Annotated in this window: 16 protein-coding genes; 10 read left to right on the forward strand and 6 right to left on the reverse strand. The window is 52.8% G+C overall.

The genetic code is table 11. The annotated features are described in order from the left end of the window. Positions 1 to 16: 16 nt before the first annotated feature. The 6 genes from NW211_RS10955 to NW211_RS10980 form a co-directional block, all read right to left on the reverse strand. Positions 17 to 751: a hypothetical protein gene (locus NW211_RS10955; protein ID WP_258327874.1), complete on the reverse strand. Its 735-nt coding sequence runs from the start codon at positions 749 to 751 to the stop codon at positions 17 to 19. After that, positions 744 to 2,225, reverse strand: a complete 1,482-nt coding sequence (locus NW211_RS10960; RefSeq protein ID WP_258327875.1) for a TaqI-like C-terminal specificity domain-containing protein — start codon at positions 2,223 to 2,225, stop codon at positions 744 to 746. Before NW211_RS10960 ends, NW211_RS10955 begins: the two co-directional genes overlap by 8 nt. 270 nt (positions 2,226 to 2,495) lie before the next feature. Then, positions 2,496 to 3,017, reverse strand: a complete 522-nt coding sequence (locus tag NW211_RS10965; protein ID WP_258327876.1) for an FHA domain-containing protein — start codon at positions 3,015 to 3,017, stop codon at positions 2,496 to 2,498. 12 nt (positions 3,018 to 3,029) lie between these two features. Further along, positions 3,030 to 4,127: a methylmalonyl Co-A mutase-associated GTPase MeaB gene (meaB, locus tag NW211_RS10970; protein ID WP_258327877.1), complete on the reverse strand. Its 1,098-nt coding sequence runs from the start codon at positions 4,125 to 4,127 to the stop codon at positions 3,030 to 3,032. Between the two features lie 23 nt (positions 4,128 to 4,150). Next, positions 4,151 to 5,221, reverse strand: a complete 1,071-nt coding sequence (locus NW211_RS10975; protein WP_258327878.1) for a DUF1573 domain-containing protein — start codon at positions 5,219 to 5,221, stop codon at positions 4,151 to 4,153. A 2-nt stretch (positions 5,222 to 5,223) separates the two neighbouring features. Next, positions 5,224 to 5,613 (reverse strand): DUF1573 domain-containing protein, encoded by a 390-nt coding sequence (locus tag NW211_RS10980; protein ID WP_258327879.1) that lies wholly within the window; start codon positions 5,611 to 5,613, stop codon positions 5,224 to 5,226. A gap of 294 nt (positions 5,614 to 5,907) precedes the next feature. Between NW211_RS10980 and NW211_RS10985 the strand changes: the two genes are divergently transcribed. The 10 genes from NW211_RS10985 to NW211_RS11030 all read left to right on the forward strand — a co-directional run bounded on the left by NW211_RS10985 (position 5,908) and on the right by NW211_RS11030 (position 19,660). Continuing rightward, positions 5,908 to 7,107, forward strand: coding sequence for a hypothetical protein (locus NW211_RS10985; RefSeq protein WP_258327880.1), 1,200 nt, complete (start codon positions 5,908 to 5,910; stop codon positions 7,105 to 7,107). A 92-nt stretch (positions 7,108 to 7,199) separates the two neighbouring features. Beyond that, a complete protein-coding gene (locus NW211_RS10990) occupies positions 7,200 to 8,438 on the forward strand; it encodes a hypothetical protein (RefSeq protein ID WP_258327881.1) in 1,239 nt (412 codons plus the stop codon). A gap of 98 nt (positions 8,439 to 8,536) precedes the next feature. Continuing rightward, positions 8,537 to 9,760 (forward strand): hypothetical protein, encoded by a 1,224-nt coding sequence (locus NW211_RS10995; RefSeq protein ID WP_258327882.1) that lies wholly within the window; start codon positions 8,537 to 8,539, stop codon positions 9,758 to 9,760. 109 nt (positions 9,761 to 9,869) lie between these two features. Beyond that, a complete protein-coding gene (locus NW211_RS11000) occupies positions 9,870 to 10,166 on the forward strand; it encodes a RyR domain-containing protein (RefSeq protein ID WP_258327883.1) in 297 nt (98 codons plus the stop codon). Next, positions 10,163 to 12,325 carry a hypothetical protein gene (locus NW211_RS11005; RefSeq protein ID WP_258327884.1) on the forward strand — a complete coding sequence of 721 codons (2,163 nt, stop codon included), beginning with the start codon at positions 10,163 to 10,165 and terminating at the stop codon, positions 12,323 to 12,325. Before NW211_RS11000 ends, NW211_RS11005 begins: the two co-directional genes overlap by 4 nt. 4 nt (positions 12,326 to 12,329) lie before the next feature. After that, entirely contained in the window at positions 12,330 to 14,162 is a 1,833-nt protein-coding gene (locus NW211_RS11010) for a hypothetical protein (RefSeq protein WP_258327885.1), read from the forward strand. 87 nt (positions 14,163 to 14,249) lie between these two features. Next, positions 14,250 to 15,380: an AraC family transcriptional regulator gene (locus NW211_RS11015; protein ID WP_258327886.1), complete on the forward strand. Its 1,131-nt coding sequence runs from the start codon at positions 14,250 to 14,252 to the stop codon at positions 15,378 to 15,380. A 202-nt stretch (positions 15,381 to 15,582) separates the two neighbouring features. Further along, positions 15,583 to 17,637: a hypothetical protein gene (locus tag NW211_RS11020; protein ID WP_258327887.1), complete on the forward strand. Its 2,055-nt coding sequence runs from the start codon at positions 15,583 to 15,585 to the stop codon at positions 17,635 to 17,637. Between the two features lie 292 nt (positions 17,638 to 17,929). Beyond that, on the forward strand, positions 17,930 to 18,631 hold the full coding sequence (locus NW211_RS11025) for an iron-sulfur cluster assembly scaffold protein (protein ID WP_258327888.1): 702 nt from the start codon (positions 17,930 to 17,932) through the stop codon (positions 18,629 to 18,631). A gap of 18 nt (positions 18,632 to 18,649) precedes the next feature. After that, positions 18,650 to 19,660: a GGGtGRT protein gene (locus NW211_RS11030; protein ID WP_087409006.1), complete on the forward strand. Its 1,011-nt coding sequence runs from the start codon at positions 18,650 to 18,652 to the stop codon at positions 19,658 to 19,660. The last annotated feature ends 209 nt before the right edge of the window (positions 19,661 to 19,869 follow it).

The following is a 19,869-nucleotide window of genomic DNA, read 5'->3' on the forward strand; positions in this document are numbered from 1 at the left end:
GATTTTTTATTGAGTGTTATAATGATGTCATGAGTTGAGATTCCGTATATTTCTGTTCTATTTTGTTTAAGATATTCCGTACATCCACTTCATACGGGATGAACTCCTTTATGTTGGATTCTTTTATCCATAATTGCCCTTCCCCCGTGTTGCCCCGGTGTTGCCCTTTCGAGTAATGAGGATTGTTCACGACGTCGGCATTGGATAGTACCCAATATATGATTCGGTCTTTCCAAACCCCAATCCATACGAAAACATGGCAGCACTTCGGTTTCAGCTGTTGAAAATTCATATCAAAGCCAAAGGGGCTGCCGTAGCTCAAGGCTTTCATAATGAGGGTCTCTTTGCTTCCTCTTTTTACAGCTCTCGATGCCTTTACTTCTATTTTTATTCCGTGGTACCAAAAATCATATTCTCCCGAGTAGCCCGGATCCAATAGTGTAGAGGGGCGTTGCAATTCGGGTACAACTTCATTTAAATGACGTTGTGCCCAATTCTCTCCGAATGTGCGAGGTGCCGTAATTTCAAAGATATACAAATATTTGTTCCGATTCAAATAGGAGGAGCGAATATTGTAATAATCTTGTATGGAAATTATTTTATGGGCAATAAGATGAGAGAGGATATATTCGAATTTATTGAACGGATATATGGAGTGCAGTTTGTCCAGAACATCGTCTGACAATCTGTTTTGTTCTTCCTGTGGTAATTGTGGTATTAGCTTTTTTAGTTCTATCAGTAGATTATCCATATAGAAATTTCGTTATGTAGTTTCTTTCTTCTTGCGATATATCAAAGAGGAAATATATAAAGTCTTCAATTTCTTGTCGAGCCGATGTGTTCCCGCACAATATCTCGTCGACCTGCGTACAAAGGAATCGGTCCTCTTCGGGTGTGAGTTTGGGGAAAGGTAGTTTCGAGAGATTTCCCTTTAAGATTTTTATGTCGTTGAACTGAATCTGATAGATAAACTGGTATAGTTCGGAGTTCAGGAATGCCAATACGCTTTTTATGGAAAGCGTATCGACCGACGGAATCAGCAGGTTGGCACTATTGAGAAAGAGTCGGCCTTGGTCGTCATAGGCAAATATCAACTTTTTGGAAATAAACTTGTATGCCAGTTTTTGGGGAGCCCGGTATAAGGCGTCTTTTGCACATTGTTGCAACTGGTTTCTATCGTAGAGGATAAAGTATTTGTTCTCTTTCAGCGTGTACGGCTCTATCTCTTTCCCGGTATAAATTTTTTCGAGCGAGGGGGCCGGCTCTGTTTTCAATTTACTCTTATTGTCGCCGGTTACGATACCCAAAGCCCACATGCTGTGAGTGAGGTCGTCGTGCCGTTTTTGTTCGAGTTTCCCCAGAATGGCAGCCTCGTATGAGGTGGTAACAGGGATAGCCATGGATTTATCGGTCTGGTTGAACCGGAAAGAGACTGTATAGGAATTATTCTCTTTGCACACGGTATACTGTTGCATCGATGATGACGGCGTCTCTTTCGACAGCTTTATCTCGAAGAAGTCGGTGTATACCCCGTTGAATTTACGATTATGAATCTGTATTTCCCGTATGGCCGTATTTTTGCAGATGAAACTGCGTATGTCGTTGTGGGTTGATATGTTGAGTATCGAAATAGGTAACAGGAATTTGAGAGTTCCCTTCTTTTTCAAGAGCGAATAACTTTTTTCCAGGAACAGCGAGGCTCTCTCCTTCGACGATATGTGTTCCGAAGGGTAGATATTTTGGCGAGTTCCTCCCCATGGCGGATTGGTATAGATATAGTCGAATGTGGTAGACAGTATCTCTTTTGTTGTTTGAGGGGTCTCTATGGTAATGCCTTGCAGGAAATCGAAACAAAAGATACGGGGCGAGAAGGTGTTGTGGGGATAGCGAATGAGGAGATTGGTTTTCGCTATCATTACGGCCAAGGGATCGATGTCGATTCCGTATAAGTTCTCGGGATTTGATGCTGCTATTTGGGTCAGGAAGGCCCCGCTTCCGCAACAGGGATCTAAAAAGCGTTTGTCATTCGACAGGCAAATATCGCTTGTCATGTCCGATACGATATGCTCGAGCGTATAATATTTACCGCTTTTGTTTCGCTCTCCTTCAGGTGTCATGGCCTGATAGATATAGCCTAAAATATCCTTCTCGATGGTAAGAATCTCTTTCGATTCTATTTCGGGAATGTATTGGTATCGATTGTATTCGGCAAAAGTCTGCTGCACATGTTTTTTGTCGATGAGCCCAAAGATGGATAATCTGTAAATGCACAACGAATAGATAATGTCGTCGATGCGATAAGGGAGTGACAGGAGGTGTGATATATAGTCTTCGAGATGATATTCGGGCAGATAAGAGGTAGGTAAAACAAGTTTTCTCGACCGGCTTTTATTGGCTCGGCTGAGTAACTTGTTTGATTTGTCGACATGCAATTTTTGCCAGTTCCGTAAAGTAGCGTTAGATACTTCTTCTCTCATTCTAAAGATTGAAAATTCTTATTCGAAATACTCGTCGTCCTCCTCTTCGCCGGGGATGTGCACGATGAAGGTGGCGGCCCCTATCGACACCACGTCGCCGTCGTGGAGCAGGGCTCGTTCGCGGTCGCCCAGCAGGGTGTTGCGCAGGAAGGTGCCGGTGAGGCTGGGGTTGTCGCGCAGGGTGAGTTGCGGATGCCCCCCCTTCTCTTTGACGTGGATGATGCAGTGGCGGCGGTCCATGCTCATGTCGGTGGTTTCGATGGCGATGTCGACCTCGGTCCCCTTCGAGGCGCGGCCGATGAGGTTGTCGCCCGGGTGCAGCGGAAACTCCTGCCGGTAGCCGAAGGCATTCTCGAGCACGGTGATGTAGCCGTGCGAAGTGTCGAGTCCGTCCCCTTCGGCACTCTCTATCTCGTCGAGGGTCATCACGAAGCGCTTGCGGCAGTTCGGGCAGATGAACGAGATGTTGCACGAGGCATCGTAGCGCGACTCGTCGAAGGTGAAGGCTTTATCGCATTTTGGGCAAATGACCTGTTTCATGGGCGGCAACTGTTATTTGGCTTGGTTGAAGTAGTAGTCGAGCACATCTTTGGCGGCCATGAACGAGCTCTGTTCGTTGTTCAGCACCTTGGCCTGCTTCTCCTCGAGCATCTTCTCGATTTGCGGGTTACGGTAGAAGTGGTCGCGCAACTGTTCGTTGATGGTTTCGAACATCCAGTATTTGGCCTGCTCCTGACGCTTGTAGTCGAAGTAGCCGTTTTTCTTGACGAAGGCCACGTAGTTGTCGATCATCTCCCACACCTCGGCGATGCCTATCTCGTAGTAGCCCGAGTAGGTGAGCACTTGGGGCGTCCAGCCCGAAGGCGTGGGGGGGAACAGGTGCAGGGCGTTACGGAACTGCGCCTGGGCCAGCTTGGCCTTCTCGATGTTGCTGCCGTCGGCCTTGTTGATGACGATGCCGTCGGCCATCTCCATGATGCCCCGCTTGATGCCCTGCAGCTCGTCGCCGGTACCGGCCAGCTGGATGAGCAGGAAGAAATCGACCATCGAGTGCACGGCCGTCTCCGACTGTCCCACACCTACGGTCTCGACAAAGATATTGTTGTAGCCGGCGGCCTCGCACAGCACGATGGTCTCGCGGGTCTTGCGGGCTACACCACCCAGCGAGCCAGCCGAGGGGGAAGGCCGTATGAAGGCATTGGGATGAACCGAGAGCTTCTCCATGCGGGTCTTGTCGCCCAGAATACTCCCTTTGGAGCGCTCGCTGCTGGGGTCGATGGCCAGCACGGCCAGTTTTCCGCCCCGCTTGAGCACGTGGAGGCCGAAGGCGTCGATCGAGGTACTTTTGCCCGCACCCGGCACACCGGTGATACCCACCCGCACCGAGTCGCAGGCGTGGGGCAGACACTTCTCGATTACCTCCTGGGCGATGGCCTGGTGTTCGTAGCGGTTGCTCTCGACCAGTGTGACGGCCTGGCTCAGGATACTCGTGTCGCCTTTGATGATGCCCTCTACATATTCGGCCGCGGTGAAGGAGCGGCGACGGGCTGTCCGCATTTTTTTCAGATAGGGATTGACCGTGGGCGGTTGTTCAATGCCTTTGTTTACGGCAAGGCCGGCATATTGTGCGTCGTTCTCGGGATGTTCCATAATTTTTTTTCTGTGTTAAGAGGTTATTCAAAAGAGCCTAATACCCGGATGGGTACCGACGGACGGTTGGGGTCGTCGGTGATGAGCATAACCCGGCAGTTCAGCAGGTTGGTACGGGCCAGCGAAGGATCTACCTCGACAGTCAGCTCGGCCGACTTTCCGGGATTGATGGTGTGGCGTTTCAGTTTTACTTGCAAGGGCCGGTTTTCGTTGGTCACCTTGTGTATGGTCAATTTCGATTCCCCGTTGTTGGTAATCGTCAGGGTTTGCTTTTGGGGTTTGTTCCCTTTGATGATGCCGAAGTCGACCACCTCGGTCGAGAGGGTGGCATGGCCGGCTTGCTGCCGCTCTTCGGCTGTCCATGACCCGAAGTCGTCGAGCAGGTTGGCCGATACGGTGATGGTGTTGAATGTGCTCTCGGTGTCGCTTTCGAATCCCAGATTGAATTCATCGCGACGGAATCCCCAGTCGTCGATGGCATCGGGGTCGTAGCTTATCTTGATAATTCCCTCTTCGTCGGGGTGGAGTATGGCTGGAATCATCTCGACCGTGATATGCGAGGGTACCTGCTTGAAGATGGGAATCAGGTCGCTCTTCCCTTCGTTGCGCACAAAGAGCTGGCCTGTTTTGAGGTGCCCTTTGGGTACGTCGAAAAGTGGCATGTGCAGGCTGCGCAGCGACAGATCGCCTATGCGGTAGGGGTTGGCTGCCCGGCGCGATTTGGATCCGATGACTACCCCCGTGATGCGCAGGGTCTCGCGGTCGGTCGAGGCGTTGGTCGTGACGTAGACCGGTTTGGAGAATCGGCCCGGACGCCCTTTGGGGTTATAGGTCACCTTGATGACACCCGAATCGTTGGGGGCCACAGGTTCTCGGGTGTATTGCGAGGCAGTACAACCACAAGTCGTGCGCACGTTGGTCACCACCAGCGGCTCGTTGCCCGAGTTGACAAACTTGAAAATGTGTGTCACCCGGCCGGTCTCCTCCTCGAAGGTGCCGAAGTCGTGCTCCTTTTCGTCGAACGTGATGCGCGGCTGGGCCAGGGCCGTAGCCAGCAGTGAGCCGAAACAGAGGGCTAAGAGAGTACGTTTCATAATCACTTCTTTTTAGAGACAACAACCCCCTCGACAATAAGTTTTACAGCCGCTTTGCTGGTATTGGTGTAGACCTTGATCTCTTTGCGGAACGGACCGGGTCGCCCTGCGGGGTCGAACCGGACATCGATAGAGCCTTTGCCGTTGGGGGCAATGGGTTCTTTGGTGAAGCGCGAGGCGGTACAGCCGCAGAGGCTGCGGGTGTCGACGATGATGAGCGGGGCGTTGCCCGTGTTGGTAAACTCGAACGTGTGGGTCACTTTGCCCTTCGATTCCTGGATGTAGCCGAAATCGTAGCGGGGGGACTCAAACGTAATCTTGGCCTTCCCGTTGCCGGCATGGAGCGACAGGGTAAACAAAATGGCCAGCAGCAGACACAACTCTTTTTTCATCTTCGTATTGGTTTTTCTACTCTTTGCAAATGTAGGGAATTTAGACGGGAATATAAACAGGAAGACGCGAATTTGTTTACTCGTTGTACCTCGAATTTGGGGCGGACGATTGGGGGGATACTCTCGGGCCCGACGGTCGGGAACGTGCTGCCGCTCCTCATGTCGGGGAATCGGTCGGGGTCTCCCGCCTGTCGTTGCTGTCATTGAGCTATAAACTTTATCGTCAGATAGTTTGGCAATTTTAAAATATTTTATATATTCGCAGAATATACACTGTCGTCTAATGCTGCAACTATGGGACTGTTCGATATTTTCAAGAAAGATAGAGGTTACGATATTCACTCGCTCGAATTTTGCGAGGTGGGGAAAGACGGCAAGCGCGAAACTTTACCCAGTCTCAAACATTATACCGACTCGCGTTATATCATGCCGGTGGTGAAGATGACGTCGCGTATCGACCGCACTGTCAAGATGAAAGTACGTATCACCGAGCCCGGCGGCAAGGTGCATATGTATGATTTTGACGCGCCGCTGAAACCGGGAGAAAACATGTCGGCGCAATTCCCGTGGTGGGGTTCGGAGAACCGGGATTATTTCACCACGGTGGGCACATGGCAGTTCGACGTCCTCGATGAGGACGACCGAGTGGTCATAGGCGCCCCGCTCGAGATTGCTTCATTAGATGACATTTGGGAGGACACGGGCTGGATTTATGTGACTTCGCATCTCGAATTTCGCAATATCGATTACAGCGGCAACGCAATCGACGACTGGGGGACGAGGAGTTTCGTAGAGCCCCAGTATATACAGATGCGGTGTGGATACACTTGCTATTCGAAAGTGGAGCGGAAAGTCTCCTATCATGTGGAAATCGTGCATGAGCAGACGGGTCGAACCAAAAGCTTTGATTACACGGCCACGCTCGACCCCCGGGACGGTACCCATTGGCTGCAAATGTGCGGGTGGGGCTCGCAATCGGGCACATCTTACTCGCCGGGGAGTTATATCTATACCCTTTCCTACAAGGGGAAGCGGTTGGCAAGCGGCCGCTTCGAAGTGGCGAAATCGCCCCGCCAACGGGGTTGGATCGAGCCCGAGGCTTTGGTTCTTTATTTCTATAACACCGACGACGAGTTAAGGAAATGGCAGCTGCAAAGTGCATCGACTATTGTTGTAGGGAAGCCTGTCGAGCAGCAATCATTCAAGGGAGACAGCTATACGAGTTTGATTGCCGGTTTCCAGTGGAAGTCTCTTGAAGGGAATCACCCTTTGAAGCTGACATTCAAATTTTACTATAATGGTAATTTGCTGTACACTTGGGTCTCAAACGGAGAGACCATAGGGCGTTCCCTGCAAAAAATCATGTATTCGGGTGTGATATATCGTACTTCTTCATCTACGTTCCCGGCCGGGTGTTATCAAGTGAAGGTGTATCTCGAAACCCAAGAACTCGCCGAGCATTTTGTGATGGAGCGCACTATCGATGTTTATTGACCTCGTCGGTTCCCGACAGTCGAACGGGGTTGTCCCCCGGTGGTTTGTTTTTATGGTATTTATAATTTGTCTATTATTCTTGTTCAATTTTTATGGGACTATTTGATTTTTTCAAGAAAGATAGAGGTTACGATATTCACTCGCTCGAATTTTGCGAGGTGGGCAAGGATGGGAAGAAGGATACCCGGCCGGGCCTGCGGCTGTACGACGATGCCCGCTATGTGATGCCCGTGGTGCGAATGACCTCGCGCGTAGAGCGCACGGTGCAGATGACGGTGCGCATTACCAATCCCGAGGGGGTGGTGCGTACGTATACTTTGGACGCCCCCTTGCGCCCCTTTGAAAACCAGGAGGCTCATCTGTCGTGGTGGGGGTCGGAGAGCCGTACCGCTTTCTCCAAAACGGGTACCTGGCGGTTTGAGGTGCTGGACGAAAACGACGGGGTGGTAATCGAGGCTCCGCTCGAAATCGCCTCGCTGGACAGCCTTTGGGAGGAGAAGGGGTGGATTCATGTGACTACACATCTCGAATTTCGCAATATCGATTACAGCGGCAACGCAATCGACGACTGGGGAACGAAGAGTTTTGTAGAGCCCCAGTATATACAGATGCGGTGTGGATACACTTGCTATTCGAAAGTGGAGCGGAAAGTTACCTATCATGTGGAAATCGAGCATGAGCAGACGGGTCGAACCAAAAGCTTTGATTACACGGCCACGCTCGACCCCCGTGGCGGGTGGTTGCAGATGTGCGGTTGGGGCTCGCAATCGGGCACATCCTACTCGCCGGGGAGTTATATCTATACCCTTTCCTACAAGGGGAAGCGGTTGGCAAGCGGCCGCTTCGAAGTGGCGAAATCGCCCCGCCAGCAGGGTTGGATCGAACCCGAGGCTCTGGTTCTCTATTTCTATAATACCGACGACGAATTGAAATTGTGGGTAGCTTATGATTGTGGCATGAATTTGGATTTGGCCAAAGGCGAACTGATTAAGCAGCAGACATTCAAGGCCAATGCGTATAAAAAAGCCGTAGCCGGTTTTCAATGGCGCTCTCTTGAAAAGGGGCATCGGCTGAAACTGACATTCAAGTTTTATATGGATGGCCGACTGGTCTATTCCAATTCTTCACATGTGGTCACTCATGATCCCGACTTGACCAAACAAGATATTTTTGAACAGGATTTCGAGGTCTCCGGGTCCATGCGGCTGGAAGACTCTAATGGAGAGTTGCACCCTTTCCCGGCCGGACGTTATCAAGTGAAGGTGTACCTCGAAACCCGGGAGCTCGCCGAGCATTTGGTCATGCAACAGACCATCGATTTGATGAAATAGGTCGAAAAAGGGTGACTCGGGTAAGAGCGGATCCCATGGATTATTTGTTGCTTTTGTATATTCGCATAATCACTCATTAACCTCATCTAATAAGACTTATGGGACTGTTTGATTTTTTCAAGAGAGACCGGGGCTATAAAGTCCATGCGCTCAATTTTTGTGAGGTGGGAAAAGACGGTAAACGGGATTCCCGTCCAGAGAATAGGCTTTATAACAACGCTCGCTATGTGATGCCCGTGGCGAGGATAACCTCGCGTATCGAGCGCAAGGTTACGATGACGGTGCGCATGACGGCTCCCGATGGCAAGGTGAACAGCTATGATTTCGAGGCGCCCTTGCAGATTTGTGAGAACCGGCTGGCCAATCTGCCGGCCTGGGGGTCGGAAGAGGGAACCGCTTTTAAAACCGTGGGCTGGTGGGAATATGAGCTTTTAGATAAGAAAGGAGAACTTATAATTAGTTCTCGGCTCCACATTGTCCCGGTCGAAGAACTTTGGGACGAGCAGGGGTGGATTCGCATCGAGTCGGATTTCCAGTTTCGCAACAACGACAGCGAACAGACGGTAATCGACGACTGGGGCACCGGGAGTTTTGTCTCTCCCCGCTATATGGCGATGCGTTGCCGATATTCCAGCCTGTCGGATGTCGAGCGCGAGATTACATATGATGTCGAAATCAGAAACGAGCAGACGGGCAAGACGAGCCGATTTGACCACACGGTGACCCTCGACCCGGCCGGAGGCTGGTTGCAGATGTGCGGCTGGGGCAGCGATTCGGGCAACTCCTACGACCCGGGACGTTACACCTATCTGCTTTGTTACAAGGGGCGGCAGGTGGGCAGCGGGCAGTTCGAGGTCGAAAAGTCGCCCATGCAGCGTGGCTGGATTGAGCCGGTGGCTCTGGTGTTCTACTTCTACAACGACGAGAAGGAGATGACAGACTGGGTTGCTTACGATTGCGGACTCTCTCTCCTCGAAGGGGGTGTGGCCCGACAACTCCAGTTCAGGGCCAATGCCTGTAAGTACATGATTGCCGGATTTCAGTGGCGCTCTCTCGAGGCGGGTCACCCCTTGAAACTGACCTTCCGGTTCTATCTGGACGGCAATCTCATATACTCCTGTTCCAGAGACCGGGAGACCGAGCCTTTCGACCCGCAGAGCCTCTTCTATAAAGATTTCGAGATTTCGGGAACCTTTTGGTACGAGCGTTCCGACGGCTCCGTCGACACATTCCGGGCCGGGCGTTATCAGGTGAATCTCTATCTCGAGACCGATGAGCTGCACGAGCATCTTGTGATGCAGCGCACGCTCGAGTTGCGGTGAGATGGACTCTCGACAGATTTTTGTAGGATTGACGGTGTGAAATTTGTTTCGGTTCCCCGATAATACTATCTTTGTTATTAAAATTAAAAAATCGTTTATCCGTAGAATCATGAGAAAAGAATCCTATACGCCGGCACCGCTCGATACCTCGGGCGAGGTGCTGCCCGAGGCGTTGACTCCGCTGGTCGAAGCCTTGGCAAGAAATGTGCATGAGGTGTGGGCCCAGTCGCGCCTGGCCGAAGGGTGGCGCTATGGCGAGCGCCGGGACGACGTGGCGAAGACGCACCCTTGCCTGGTGCCGTATGAAGAACTGCCCGAAATCGAGAAAGCATATGACCGAAATACAGCCCTGGGTACCTTGCGGTTTATCCAAGCGGCGGGGTTTGAAATCGTAAAGCGGAAATGAAACGGTTGAAGGAGCTTTTCAGATACCCGGTAATCGGTATCGACCGCATCTTGTCGTCGGGTATTCGGTGGCAGTTGCTGTTTTTGGCGGTAGTCATTGTCTTTTTTATACTGCTGTTTATCGTTATCGAGTGGGTCACCGGCTGTACGCTCACCATCAAGGAGAACGAGCCGCGCAACATTCTGCTCGATGTCTATTACCATTTTGCCGATCCGGGCAACCAGTATGTGGTCGAGGGAGCAGGCAACAGGCTGCTGGCCTTGTTTATCTCAATTACAGGTTCGGTGTTAATGGGCGGGCTGCTTATCTCGATTTTCTCGAATATCATCGACCGCCGGGTAGAGCGAGCCCGTGAGGGACAGATAAGTTATAAATTCAAGAACCATTATGTCATTATCGGGTTTGACAAGATGGCTATCGGGCTCATCAAGCAATTGTACCGAATGGCGCAAAGCGACAATCGAGTTAAAGATATTCCCTATCTGTTCGTAATCCAGACGACTAGCGATGTCGAGACCGTACGCCACGAACTGTTGTCGAAACTCGATACCGAGATAGACCGTCGCACCATTATCCTGCACGGCGGTCGTGATTCGCGTGAGGATTTGGAGACATTGCATCTGTCCGATTGTCAGGAGATTTTCCTCTTGGGAGAGGAGGGCGAGACCGATCACGATTCAGTCAATATCGAGAGTGTGACGTTGATTAACCGTATTTTGCGGAATCATTATACCCCCAAAACGCTGAGCGGTTTGAAAAGACTGGTGAGTGATGAGCTGGCGGGTTGCAAGCGGTGTCATGTCTTGTTCGAGGCACAATCGACCTTTGCCGTATTCCAGCGGAACAACGTCGAAACGGTGTTTAAAAAACGTACCGATACCGACAATTTGTGGTACACGACAATGCGTAATTCGTTGAAAGATAATCAATCGGATTTGGCTCAATTGGAGTCTTTGAAAACGGAGTACGACAAACGGACCGAGAAGTTAATCGATTTTCTGCCCTTCAACTTCTACGAAACGTGGGCCGAGAAGGTGTTGGTGTGGGGGAAATACGACCCGCATAACGACGGAGTTGCCCCTATTGTCTATACTCCGCTCGACGGCGAAGGTATCGACTACGAGAGCAATCGCCATGTGCACCTGGTCATTGTGGGCATGACCAGTATGGGGGTAGCTCTGGCCATGAAGGCAGCGCACATTGCTCACTATCCCAACTTTGTGCGAGACCCCAAGTTGAAAACCCGCATCACCTTTATCGACCTGAATGCCGATACCGAGTTCGATATGCTGCGAGGCCGATATAGTGCGCTCTTTGAGCAATGCGACTATCGGGTAGTCGATACACTTGATGACTCGCGCAGTTATGAGCATAAGGGCACGGGGTTGTCCGACATTGAGTTTGAGTTCGTAAAGGGAGCGGTCGAGAGTCGGCTGGTACAGAAATTGCTCGAATCATGGACGAGTGCCGAAAATCGGAGTTTGCTCACTATCGCTATCTGTTTCGAGGTGCCCCAGAAGAGCATTGCTACGGCTCTCTACATGCCGCAGGAGGTCTATAAAAGAGCCCTCTCGATATTGGTGCGGCAAAACGTGTCGTGCTCGACCATCGAGCTGGTGCGGCAGGCCCGTCAGTACAATGGGCTGAGGGCCTTCGGCATGCTCGACGAGTGCTACGACATAGACGATAGCAGTCTGTTGCAGGCCAAACGGGTTAATTTCATTTATAATAAAATAAAACCGGAGAAGAAGGAATGGGTGCCTTTGGATGATACCCAGGCCGATGAGCTGTGGAAGAGCCTCACGACGGTATATCGTTGGTCCAATATTTACAACGCGCACTCCATCCCGACCAAGTTACGCAGCTTCGGATTGGAGGAACCCGAGAATCTGTTGGCGGATAAAGATCTGTTGGAGAAAATGGCCCAGGTCGAGCATAACCGATGGGTGATGGAGCGGCTGATTCAGGGGTATCGGCCGACCACTTCTGAAGAGAATCAGTTGATAAAATCGGGAAAGAGAAATAAAAAGGAGATAGAAAATAGTTGTTTTGCTCATATCTATCTCAAACCGTATGCCCAATTGGATGAAGAGATCAAGGATAATGACCGCATGATTATGAAATATCTGTGGCGCATCAACAAGCCTTTAGCCGAATAGATTTATGGAAGAGATACAACACGATTACCGCGACCGTCTCGAAGCCAACGCCCGGGAGGCGGCGCGGATAAAGGGGCGCATTCGGTTCATCGGGCTGCTTCGCCTGGTCGTTTTTGTGGGGGCTGTGGCGGGCATCTACCTGCTGCGCGATGCGGGAGCTTGGGCGTGGGGCTCGGTGGCCCTGATGGGAATTGCTGTGTTTCTGGGGCTGGCCCGGGTGCACGACCGGTGGTTCCGCCGGAAAGAGTTTGCCGATTGTCGCGAGCGTGTCATTCGACGGGAACTCGCTCTGCTCGAATACCGCTTCGAGGGCATCGACGGCGGTGACGAGTTTATCGACCCCACGCACGATTACAGTTTCGACCTCGACCTCTTCGGGTCAAAATCGTTCTTTGCCTACCTCAACCGCAGTGCTACGGCGGTGGGACGCCAGGCACTGGCCCGCACCATGTTGAGCCCCGACCTCACGGCCGACACCATTCGTCGGCGGCAGGCAGCAATCGAGGAGTTGAGCCGGCGCACCGACCTGCGCATCGACTTCCAGTCGTGGGGCGCCTGCTCGGGCGAGAGCCCGGCCGACAGCCGTTTGCTGGAGCAGCTGGCCGCGTTGCCCCGCTTCGGCACGGGACGATTGGTGCACCGTCTGATTCTTGCCATTCCCGCCCTCTATCTTGTCCTGGTAGTCTTGTGGCTGGCCGGTGCGATTGCCGGCAGTGTGATTGTGTGGCCCTTTATCGCCTTGCTGGCCGTGGCTGGTGTGCTGGCCAAGCGGGTGACCCGCCTGCAGGAGCAGCTCAACGGAGCTCTGGCCTCCCTGTCGCACTACGCCCGCCTGTTCGAGATGGTAGAGCAAAACCGTTTCGAGAGCGAATGGCTGGGCCAACTGCAACGCGTGTGTGTCGACGGTCACGGCTCGGTTTCGCAGCGGGTGGCCCGGTTGCGCCGGTTGCTCGGCAACCTCGACCAACGCTGTAATTTTGTAGGCTTCACGGTACTCAACGGCTTTCTGTTGTGGGACCTGCGGCAACTCAATGCGCTGAATCGCTGGCTCGACGAGAACCGCGAGCAACTGCCCCGTTGGCTCGATGTGCTGGCGCAGTTCGACGCTCTCTGCTCACTGGCCACCTTCCGCTACAATCATCCGCACTACGTCTTCCCCCGGATTGTGCTCGACCGTCGGCCCGTGATGCAGGCCGAGGCGTTGGGGCATCCCCTCATTCCCCGCGACCGCTGTGTCTGCAACGACGTGGCCCCCATAAACGAAGGCTCCTTCCAGGTCATCACCGGGGCCAACATGGCCGGCAAGAGCACCTACCTGCGCACCATCGGCATCAACTACCTGCTGGGGTGCATGGGTGCCCCCGTGTGTGCCCGCAGCATGACCTTCACGCCGCTGCCCCTCTTCACCGGTCTGCGGGCCAGCGACTCGCTGGCCGACAACGAGTCGTACTTCTTTGCCGAGCTCAAGCGGCTGCAGCAGATTGTGGTGCGGTTGCGTGCCGGCGAAAAACTCTTTGTCATCCTCGACGAAATTCTGCGGGGCACCAATTCGGTCGACAAGCAGACCGGCTCGCTCGCCCTGGTGCGGCAGTTGGTCGAGGCCGGTGCCGCCGGCATCATCGCCACCCACGACCTGGTGCTGGGCCAACTGGCCGAGAAGTTGCCCGGGCAGATAAGCAATTACCGGTTCGAGGCCACCATCGAGGGCGACGAACTCACTTTCACCTATCGCCTGCAACCTGGCATTGCCCGCAACATGAACGCCTGTTTCCTGATGAAAAAGATGGGTATCATTCCCGCCGAAGCCTCCGGGAGCGATTCCTGCGAGTATGAATGACAATCTTGATTTTTTGGACCGATTCCGAGTGCGAAATAACCGGAAATCCTTATACCTTTGCATCGAGTTGCCGCAAAGTGTGAAAAGATGAATCTTGCTCTCTATGATTATTCATTGGGTATAGCCTTGGTGCTGATGCTGTTTTTTGCCCTCTATTTCCTAGTGGGCAAGACGCCCGACAAGCCCATATTCGTCAACTACCTGCGTTCGCGACGTATCATGGGTGTAGCCTTGCTGGTGTTGAGCGCCAACTATTCGGTTCACCTCTTTTGCGGGCTTCGGCCTCTCCACGAGCAGGAAGCTATCCTGATGAACCTCTCCACCTACTTCATGGCCTATTGGTTGTTCAGTGCAGCCCTTACCATATTGCTCGACCGCTTTTTCCTGACCCGCCGTCGCTTCTGGCGGCACATGGGCTATTGGGCGCTGTTCACCGCCCTTTCGGCCCTCCTTCTCATAGCCGTGCCTTCGGGGCCCGTGCAGCAGGTGGGACTGGTATTCCTGGCATTGTGGTTGTTGGCCTATGGCCTATGGCTGGCCCGCAGGCTCATCCGCACCTACCGATGGGCGGTCCGCCTGTTCGACGACACGCACTCCGAGTATATCGCGGCCTATATCCGCTGGATGTCCATCTTCACCTGGTGGGCGGTCATCTATGGGGTCAGCTGTGGGGTGCTCACCTTCCTGCCCGACCGGTATCTCTTCCTGTGGGTGCTCTCTTCCATACCGTTCTACATTTACCTCTATGGCTCCTACATCAACTACCTGCTTTTCTACGAACAGGTGGAAAGCATCCTGGAGCAGGAACCTCTCGAAGATGAAGATGCCGACGACCTTGTTCCCGTCGAGGAGGAAATGCTACTGGGCCCGCAGCCGTATCGGAAGAAGCTGGAAATACGCCTCGCCGCCTGGATTGGGAGTCAGAGATATACCAGTCCGAAGCTGACTATCGGCGACCTGGCCCTCGAGTTGGGCACCAACCGCACCTACCTCTCTGACTACATCAAGTCTGTCTATCAGGCTTCGTTCCGCGAGTGGATTGCCGGGCTGCGCATCGAGTATGCCAAGCAGCAGATGGTGGAGCATCCCGAGTTGACGATTGCAGCCATATCCGAGGAGTCGGGGTTCCTCTCGCTGAGTTATTTCACCCGGATTTTTACCGAAAAGGAGGGGTGCTCGCCCTCCAAGTGGAGGAAGAGTTTTGTAGAGGAGCAATAAGGCAGCCCTGTTTTTTTGAGCCTTTTCTGTCATTCAGCACCCAATTCACATAAAATTTTTGCTCTATCAACAATTTTTTTTGCTCTATCAACAAAAATTGCTCTGTAAGGGGGGGATGGCGGTTGTTTTGCCTTTGGGTTATGGTTATTTTTGTTTGACCCGACAGGGAGACAACAGATGCCATCACTAAAAACTTGAAGATATGAAATCGCTTTACACAGCCATCGCCTTTCTGGCGATAATGACAACCTCACAGTTGAGTGCCCACGACCACAGCGACGGATGGATTCCGTTACCGGCAAGCGGGGGCACGATTGGGGCCGGCTCTACCGACGAGCAGCCGGCCATGTATTATCTCACCGGCGACACCAGGCTGGAAGCCGACCTCGTCATAGCCGACGGAGCGGTGGTTACCCTGTGTCTGAATGGTTACCAACTGACCGGCCTGGGCGACAACCCGGTTGTCAGTGTCGATGCTTCCAAACTCACGGTGTGCGACTGTCAAGAGGGGAGCGAAGCTCCGGAGCACCAGCACCGGTATTATAGAAATGAGGAAGGACGGTTCGTGTTCGACGACGGGTCGGACGAGTGGGACACACAATATGAGGCAGCCGATACCATCGGCGTGATTGATGGCGGTGTAATTACCGGTGGCCTTACCCTTGGAGGTGTCTTTGTCGATGGGGAGGGAGCTTGCTTCACGCTCGAAAGCGGTGCGATAGCCGGCAATCGATCTACTCGCACTAATTTAGGCCCTATCGGGGGTGGCGGTATCGCTATCTGGGATAGTAGTGATGAGCCGGGTGAGATGGAAAGAAGGGTTGTCATCAACGGCGGTCAAGTGGCCGGTAACACCTCGGTTTCGGGAGGTGGAGGTATATTTGCCTATGAGGCTTTGACCCTGAACGGGGGCAAGATATGGGGCAACAGAGCAGACCAAGGAGGTGGTGTCTATATCTCAGGATCGAGAGCACACTTCGTGATGAACGGTGGAGAAATATCGGGCAACAACGGGATAAAAGATGCCGGAGCGATTTACGGATATCTCTACTCCCAGTTTACGCTCAATGACGGTCTGATTATTGACAATGTTTGCGAGGGTACCAACTCGGGTGGAGGAATTTACATGAATCAAGCGAGATCCCTCGTTATCAACGATGGCCTCATTTCCGGTAATATCGGTTATTACGGAGCCGGCGTTTCGACTAACTGGGTGGACACTATCTCCATCACAGGCGGTGTTATCATCAACAACTCGGCCCCGGGCGATGAATTTCGTGACAAAGACATCTTTATCAACCGACAAGATGGTACTCAATTATCCATTAAGGGGGGATATATGGGCAGGTTTGAGGTCAACCAGGTATGGGGCAATTACAACGTCGTTGAAGGTGGCTTCTTCGTGGAACCGACGGTCGCAGACTATTTGACGGCAGAGGCCATAGCCATACCGGTGGGCGAAGGTGTGACCGGGTATCGCGAGGGCTTCCCCTATGGTGTGTACAAACGGAATACGAACGGGACGGATATTGCGCTGGACATTACGCCCGGAAACCCGGCGTATGACCAAGCCCCGATAGAGGCTGGTATCGACTTCACGGCAGAAGGTATTCCCGACAGCCTTTGTGCGGTTTATGCCTACCGTACGGACACCATCGAGCCGTTCGCCTATGGCCTGCCGGTCGATGCCGGGCCATACCATGTCATGTCTACCTTGTTGAGTAAAAACGGCAAATGGTATTATGGGCAAACCCCGTTTGACATTACCATTGACAAGGGAGAATGGCCGGGCGAAAAGATGGCCACCGGCATGATTGCCGCCGGCCATAGCGACTCCATTGCCCTGCCCGAAATTCCCGAAGGAGCCTACTTGGGTACACCCTCGGGCGACACCCGCATACTCGACGCCCACATAGCCGACGGCTACCTCTACTATACGGGTAGCGACGACATCGAGCCGGGCGCAGTGTATACCCTGGTAATTCCCATAGGCGAAGGGGTGAACTACCGTATCTTTGCCATTCTCGTGCAGCTCACCGGCAACGAGGTGAGCGGTATCCAGTCGGTCGATGGGAATAACCTCCGCATCTTCACTACCCCCGGCCAGTTGCATATAGCGGGCACGTCAGCCCCGGCTACCGTCTATAACCTGCAAGGTCGCCCGGTATATCGGGGAACCGACCGCACCATCACGCTGCCCGGTGGGGCTTATATCGTGCAGGTGGGCGATACCGTGCGGAAAGCGGTCGTGCGGTAAGTGCTGTCGTTGCAGCAGCATGTCGCCCGCGATAGCATGAGAAACAGAAATCGCGTAATGCACAGAATCAAGTCCCGGCTCTTGAGGTCGGGACTTTGCTTTATCGAGAACCGGGCATCGTCGCCTACAGGTTGCCCTTCGCCTCGCCGGTCGGGGAGGTATAAATATGCCGGTTCCGTTATTTTTTTGATGCGATTGCCCGGGGAAAGCCCTTGTTTACATGAAGAAAAAAACTTATCTTTGCATCGCTGAAAAGAGCATAAAAATACTCATCAAATAAAAAGAGCGAATTATGGTTTATTCACACGAAGTAGAACACATGTGTGTTGTAAAGAAAGGTCCTAATCACGGACCGGCTCCTATCCCCGAAGAGGGAAAATGGGTGAAAGCAAAAGAAGTGATTGATATTTCGGGCTTGACCCATGGTATCGGTTGGTGCGCTCCTCAACAAGGTGCTTGCAAACTGACGTTGAATGTAAAGAACGGTGTTATCCAAGAAGCTCTGGTAGAGACTATCGGTTGCTCGGGTATGACTCACTCGGCCGCCATGGCATCGGAGATTCTCCCCGGTAAAACCATCTTGGAAGCCTTGAATACCGACCTCGTTTGCGATGCCATCAACACGGCTATGCGCGAACTCTTCCTGCAAATCGTTTACGGTCGTACCCAGTCGGCCTTCTCCGAAGGCGGTCTGATGATCGGTGCCGGTCTCGAAGACCTCGGTAAAGGTCTGCGCAGCCAGGTAGGTACGCTGTACGGTACGCTGGCCAAAGGTCCCCGCTACCTCGAAATGGCCGAGGGCTACATCAAAACGCTGGCTCTCGACGAGAACGACGAAATCTGCGGATATGAGTTTGTTCACCTGGGCAAATTCATGGACGAGGTGAAGAAAGGAACCGACGCCAACGAGGCTCTCAAGAAAGTAACCGGTACCTACGGTCGTTTCACCAAAGAGGCCGGTGCAGTGAAATATATTGATCCCCGTAACGAATAAAATAAGGAGGAAGAGACTATGATTAGAGAAGTGAAATTTGAAAGTCAAGACCGTCGTATCAAGCAAATTCTTGCTGCCTTGAACGCCAACGGAATCAAAGATATTGAAGAGGCCAACGCCATCTGCGAATCTTACGGACTCGATCCTTATAAAACTTGCGAGGAGACTCAACCCATCTGCTTCGAGAACGCCAAGTGGGCCTATGTAGTAGGTGCCGCCATCGCCTTGAAGAAAGGTTGCAAAAACGCCGCCGACGCTGCCGAAGCCATCGGTATCGGTCTGCAGTCGTTCTGTATCCCCGGTTCGGTAGCCGACGACCGTAAAGTAGGTCTCGGTCACGGTAACCTCGCTGCCCGTCTGCTCCGCGAAGAGACCAAATGCTTCGCCTTCCTGGCTGGTCACGAGTCGTTTGCCGCTGCCGAAGGTGCTATCAAAATTGCCGCCAAAGCCGACAAAGTACGTAAAGAGCCCCTCCGTTGCATCCTCAACGGTCTGGGTAAAGACGCTGCACAAATCATCTCGCGTATCAACGGTTTCACCTACGTACAAACTCAGTTCGACTACTATACGGGCGAATTGAAAGTGGTTCGTGAAATCCCCTACTCCAAAGGCGAACGCGCCAAAGTAAAATGCTATGGTGCTGACGACGTACGCGAAGGTGTAGCCATCATGTGGCACGAAGGCGTAGACGTATCGATCACGGGTAACTCGACGAACCCCACGCGTTTCCAACACCCCGTAGCCGGTACCTACAAGAAAGAGTGCGTAGAGAGAGGCAAGAAATACTTCTCCGTTGCATCGGGTGGTGGTACGGGCCGTACCCTGCACCCCGACAACATGGCTGCCGGTCCCGCCTCTTACGGTATGACTGACACGATGGGTCGTATGCACAGCGACGCTCAGTTCGCCGGTTCTTCGTCGGTACCTGCCCACGTAGAGATGATGGGCTTCCTCGGTATCGGTAACAACCCCATGGTAGGTTGCACCGTAGCTTGCGCCGTAGACGTAGCCCAAGCCCTGAACAAGTAATCGATAACACTATCGATATGACAAACCCCTGCAACTCGTGCGAGTTGCAGGGGTTTTTGTTTATGACATACCGCAGCGTGACGGAGTGGACTAGTCATACCGCGCTCCGACGCGGTATCCAGGGATACCCGTTCATGTCATTTCGCGCTGCGACGCGGAATCCAGAAATACCAGCAAAGGCCGGTACCCGCAAGCGACACTTTACTGGG

The organism is Barnesiella sp. ET7, from assembly GCF_024733785.1.
Classification (GTDB): Bacteria; Bacteroidota; Bacteroidia; order Bacteroidales; family Barnesiellaceae; genus Barnesiella; species Barnesiella merdigallinarum.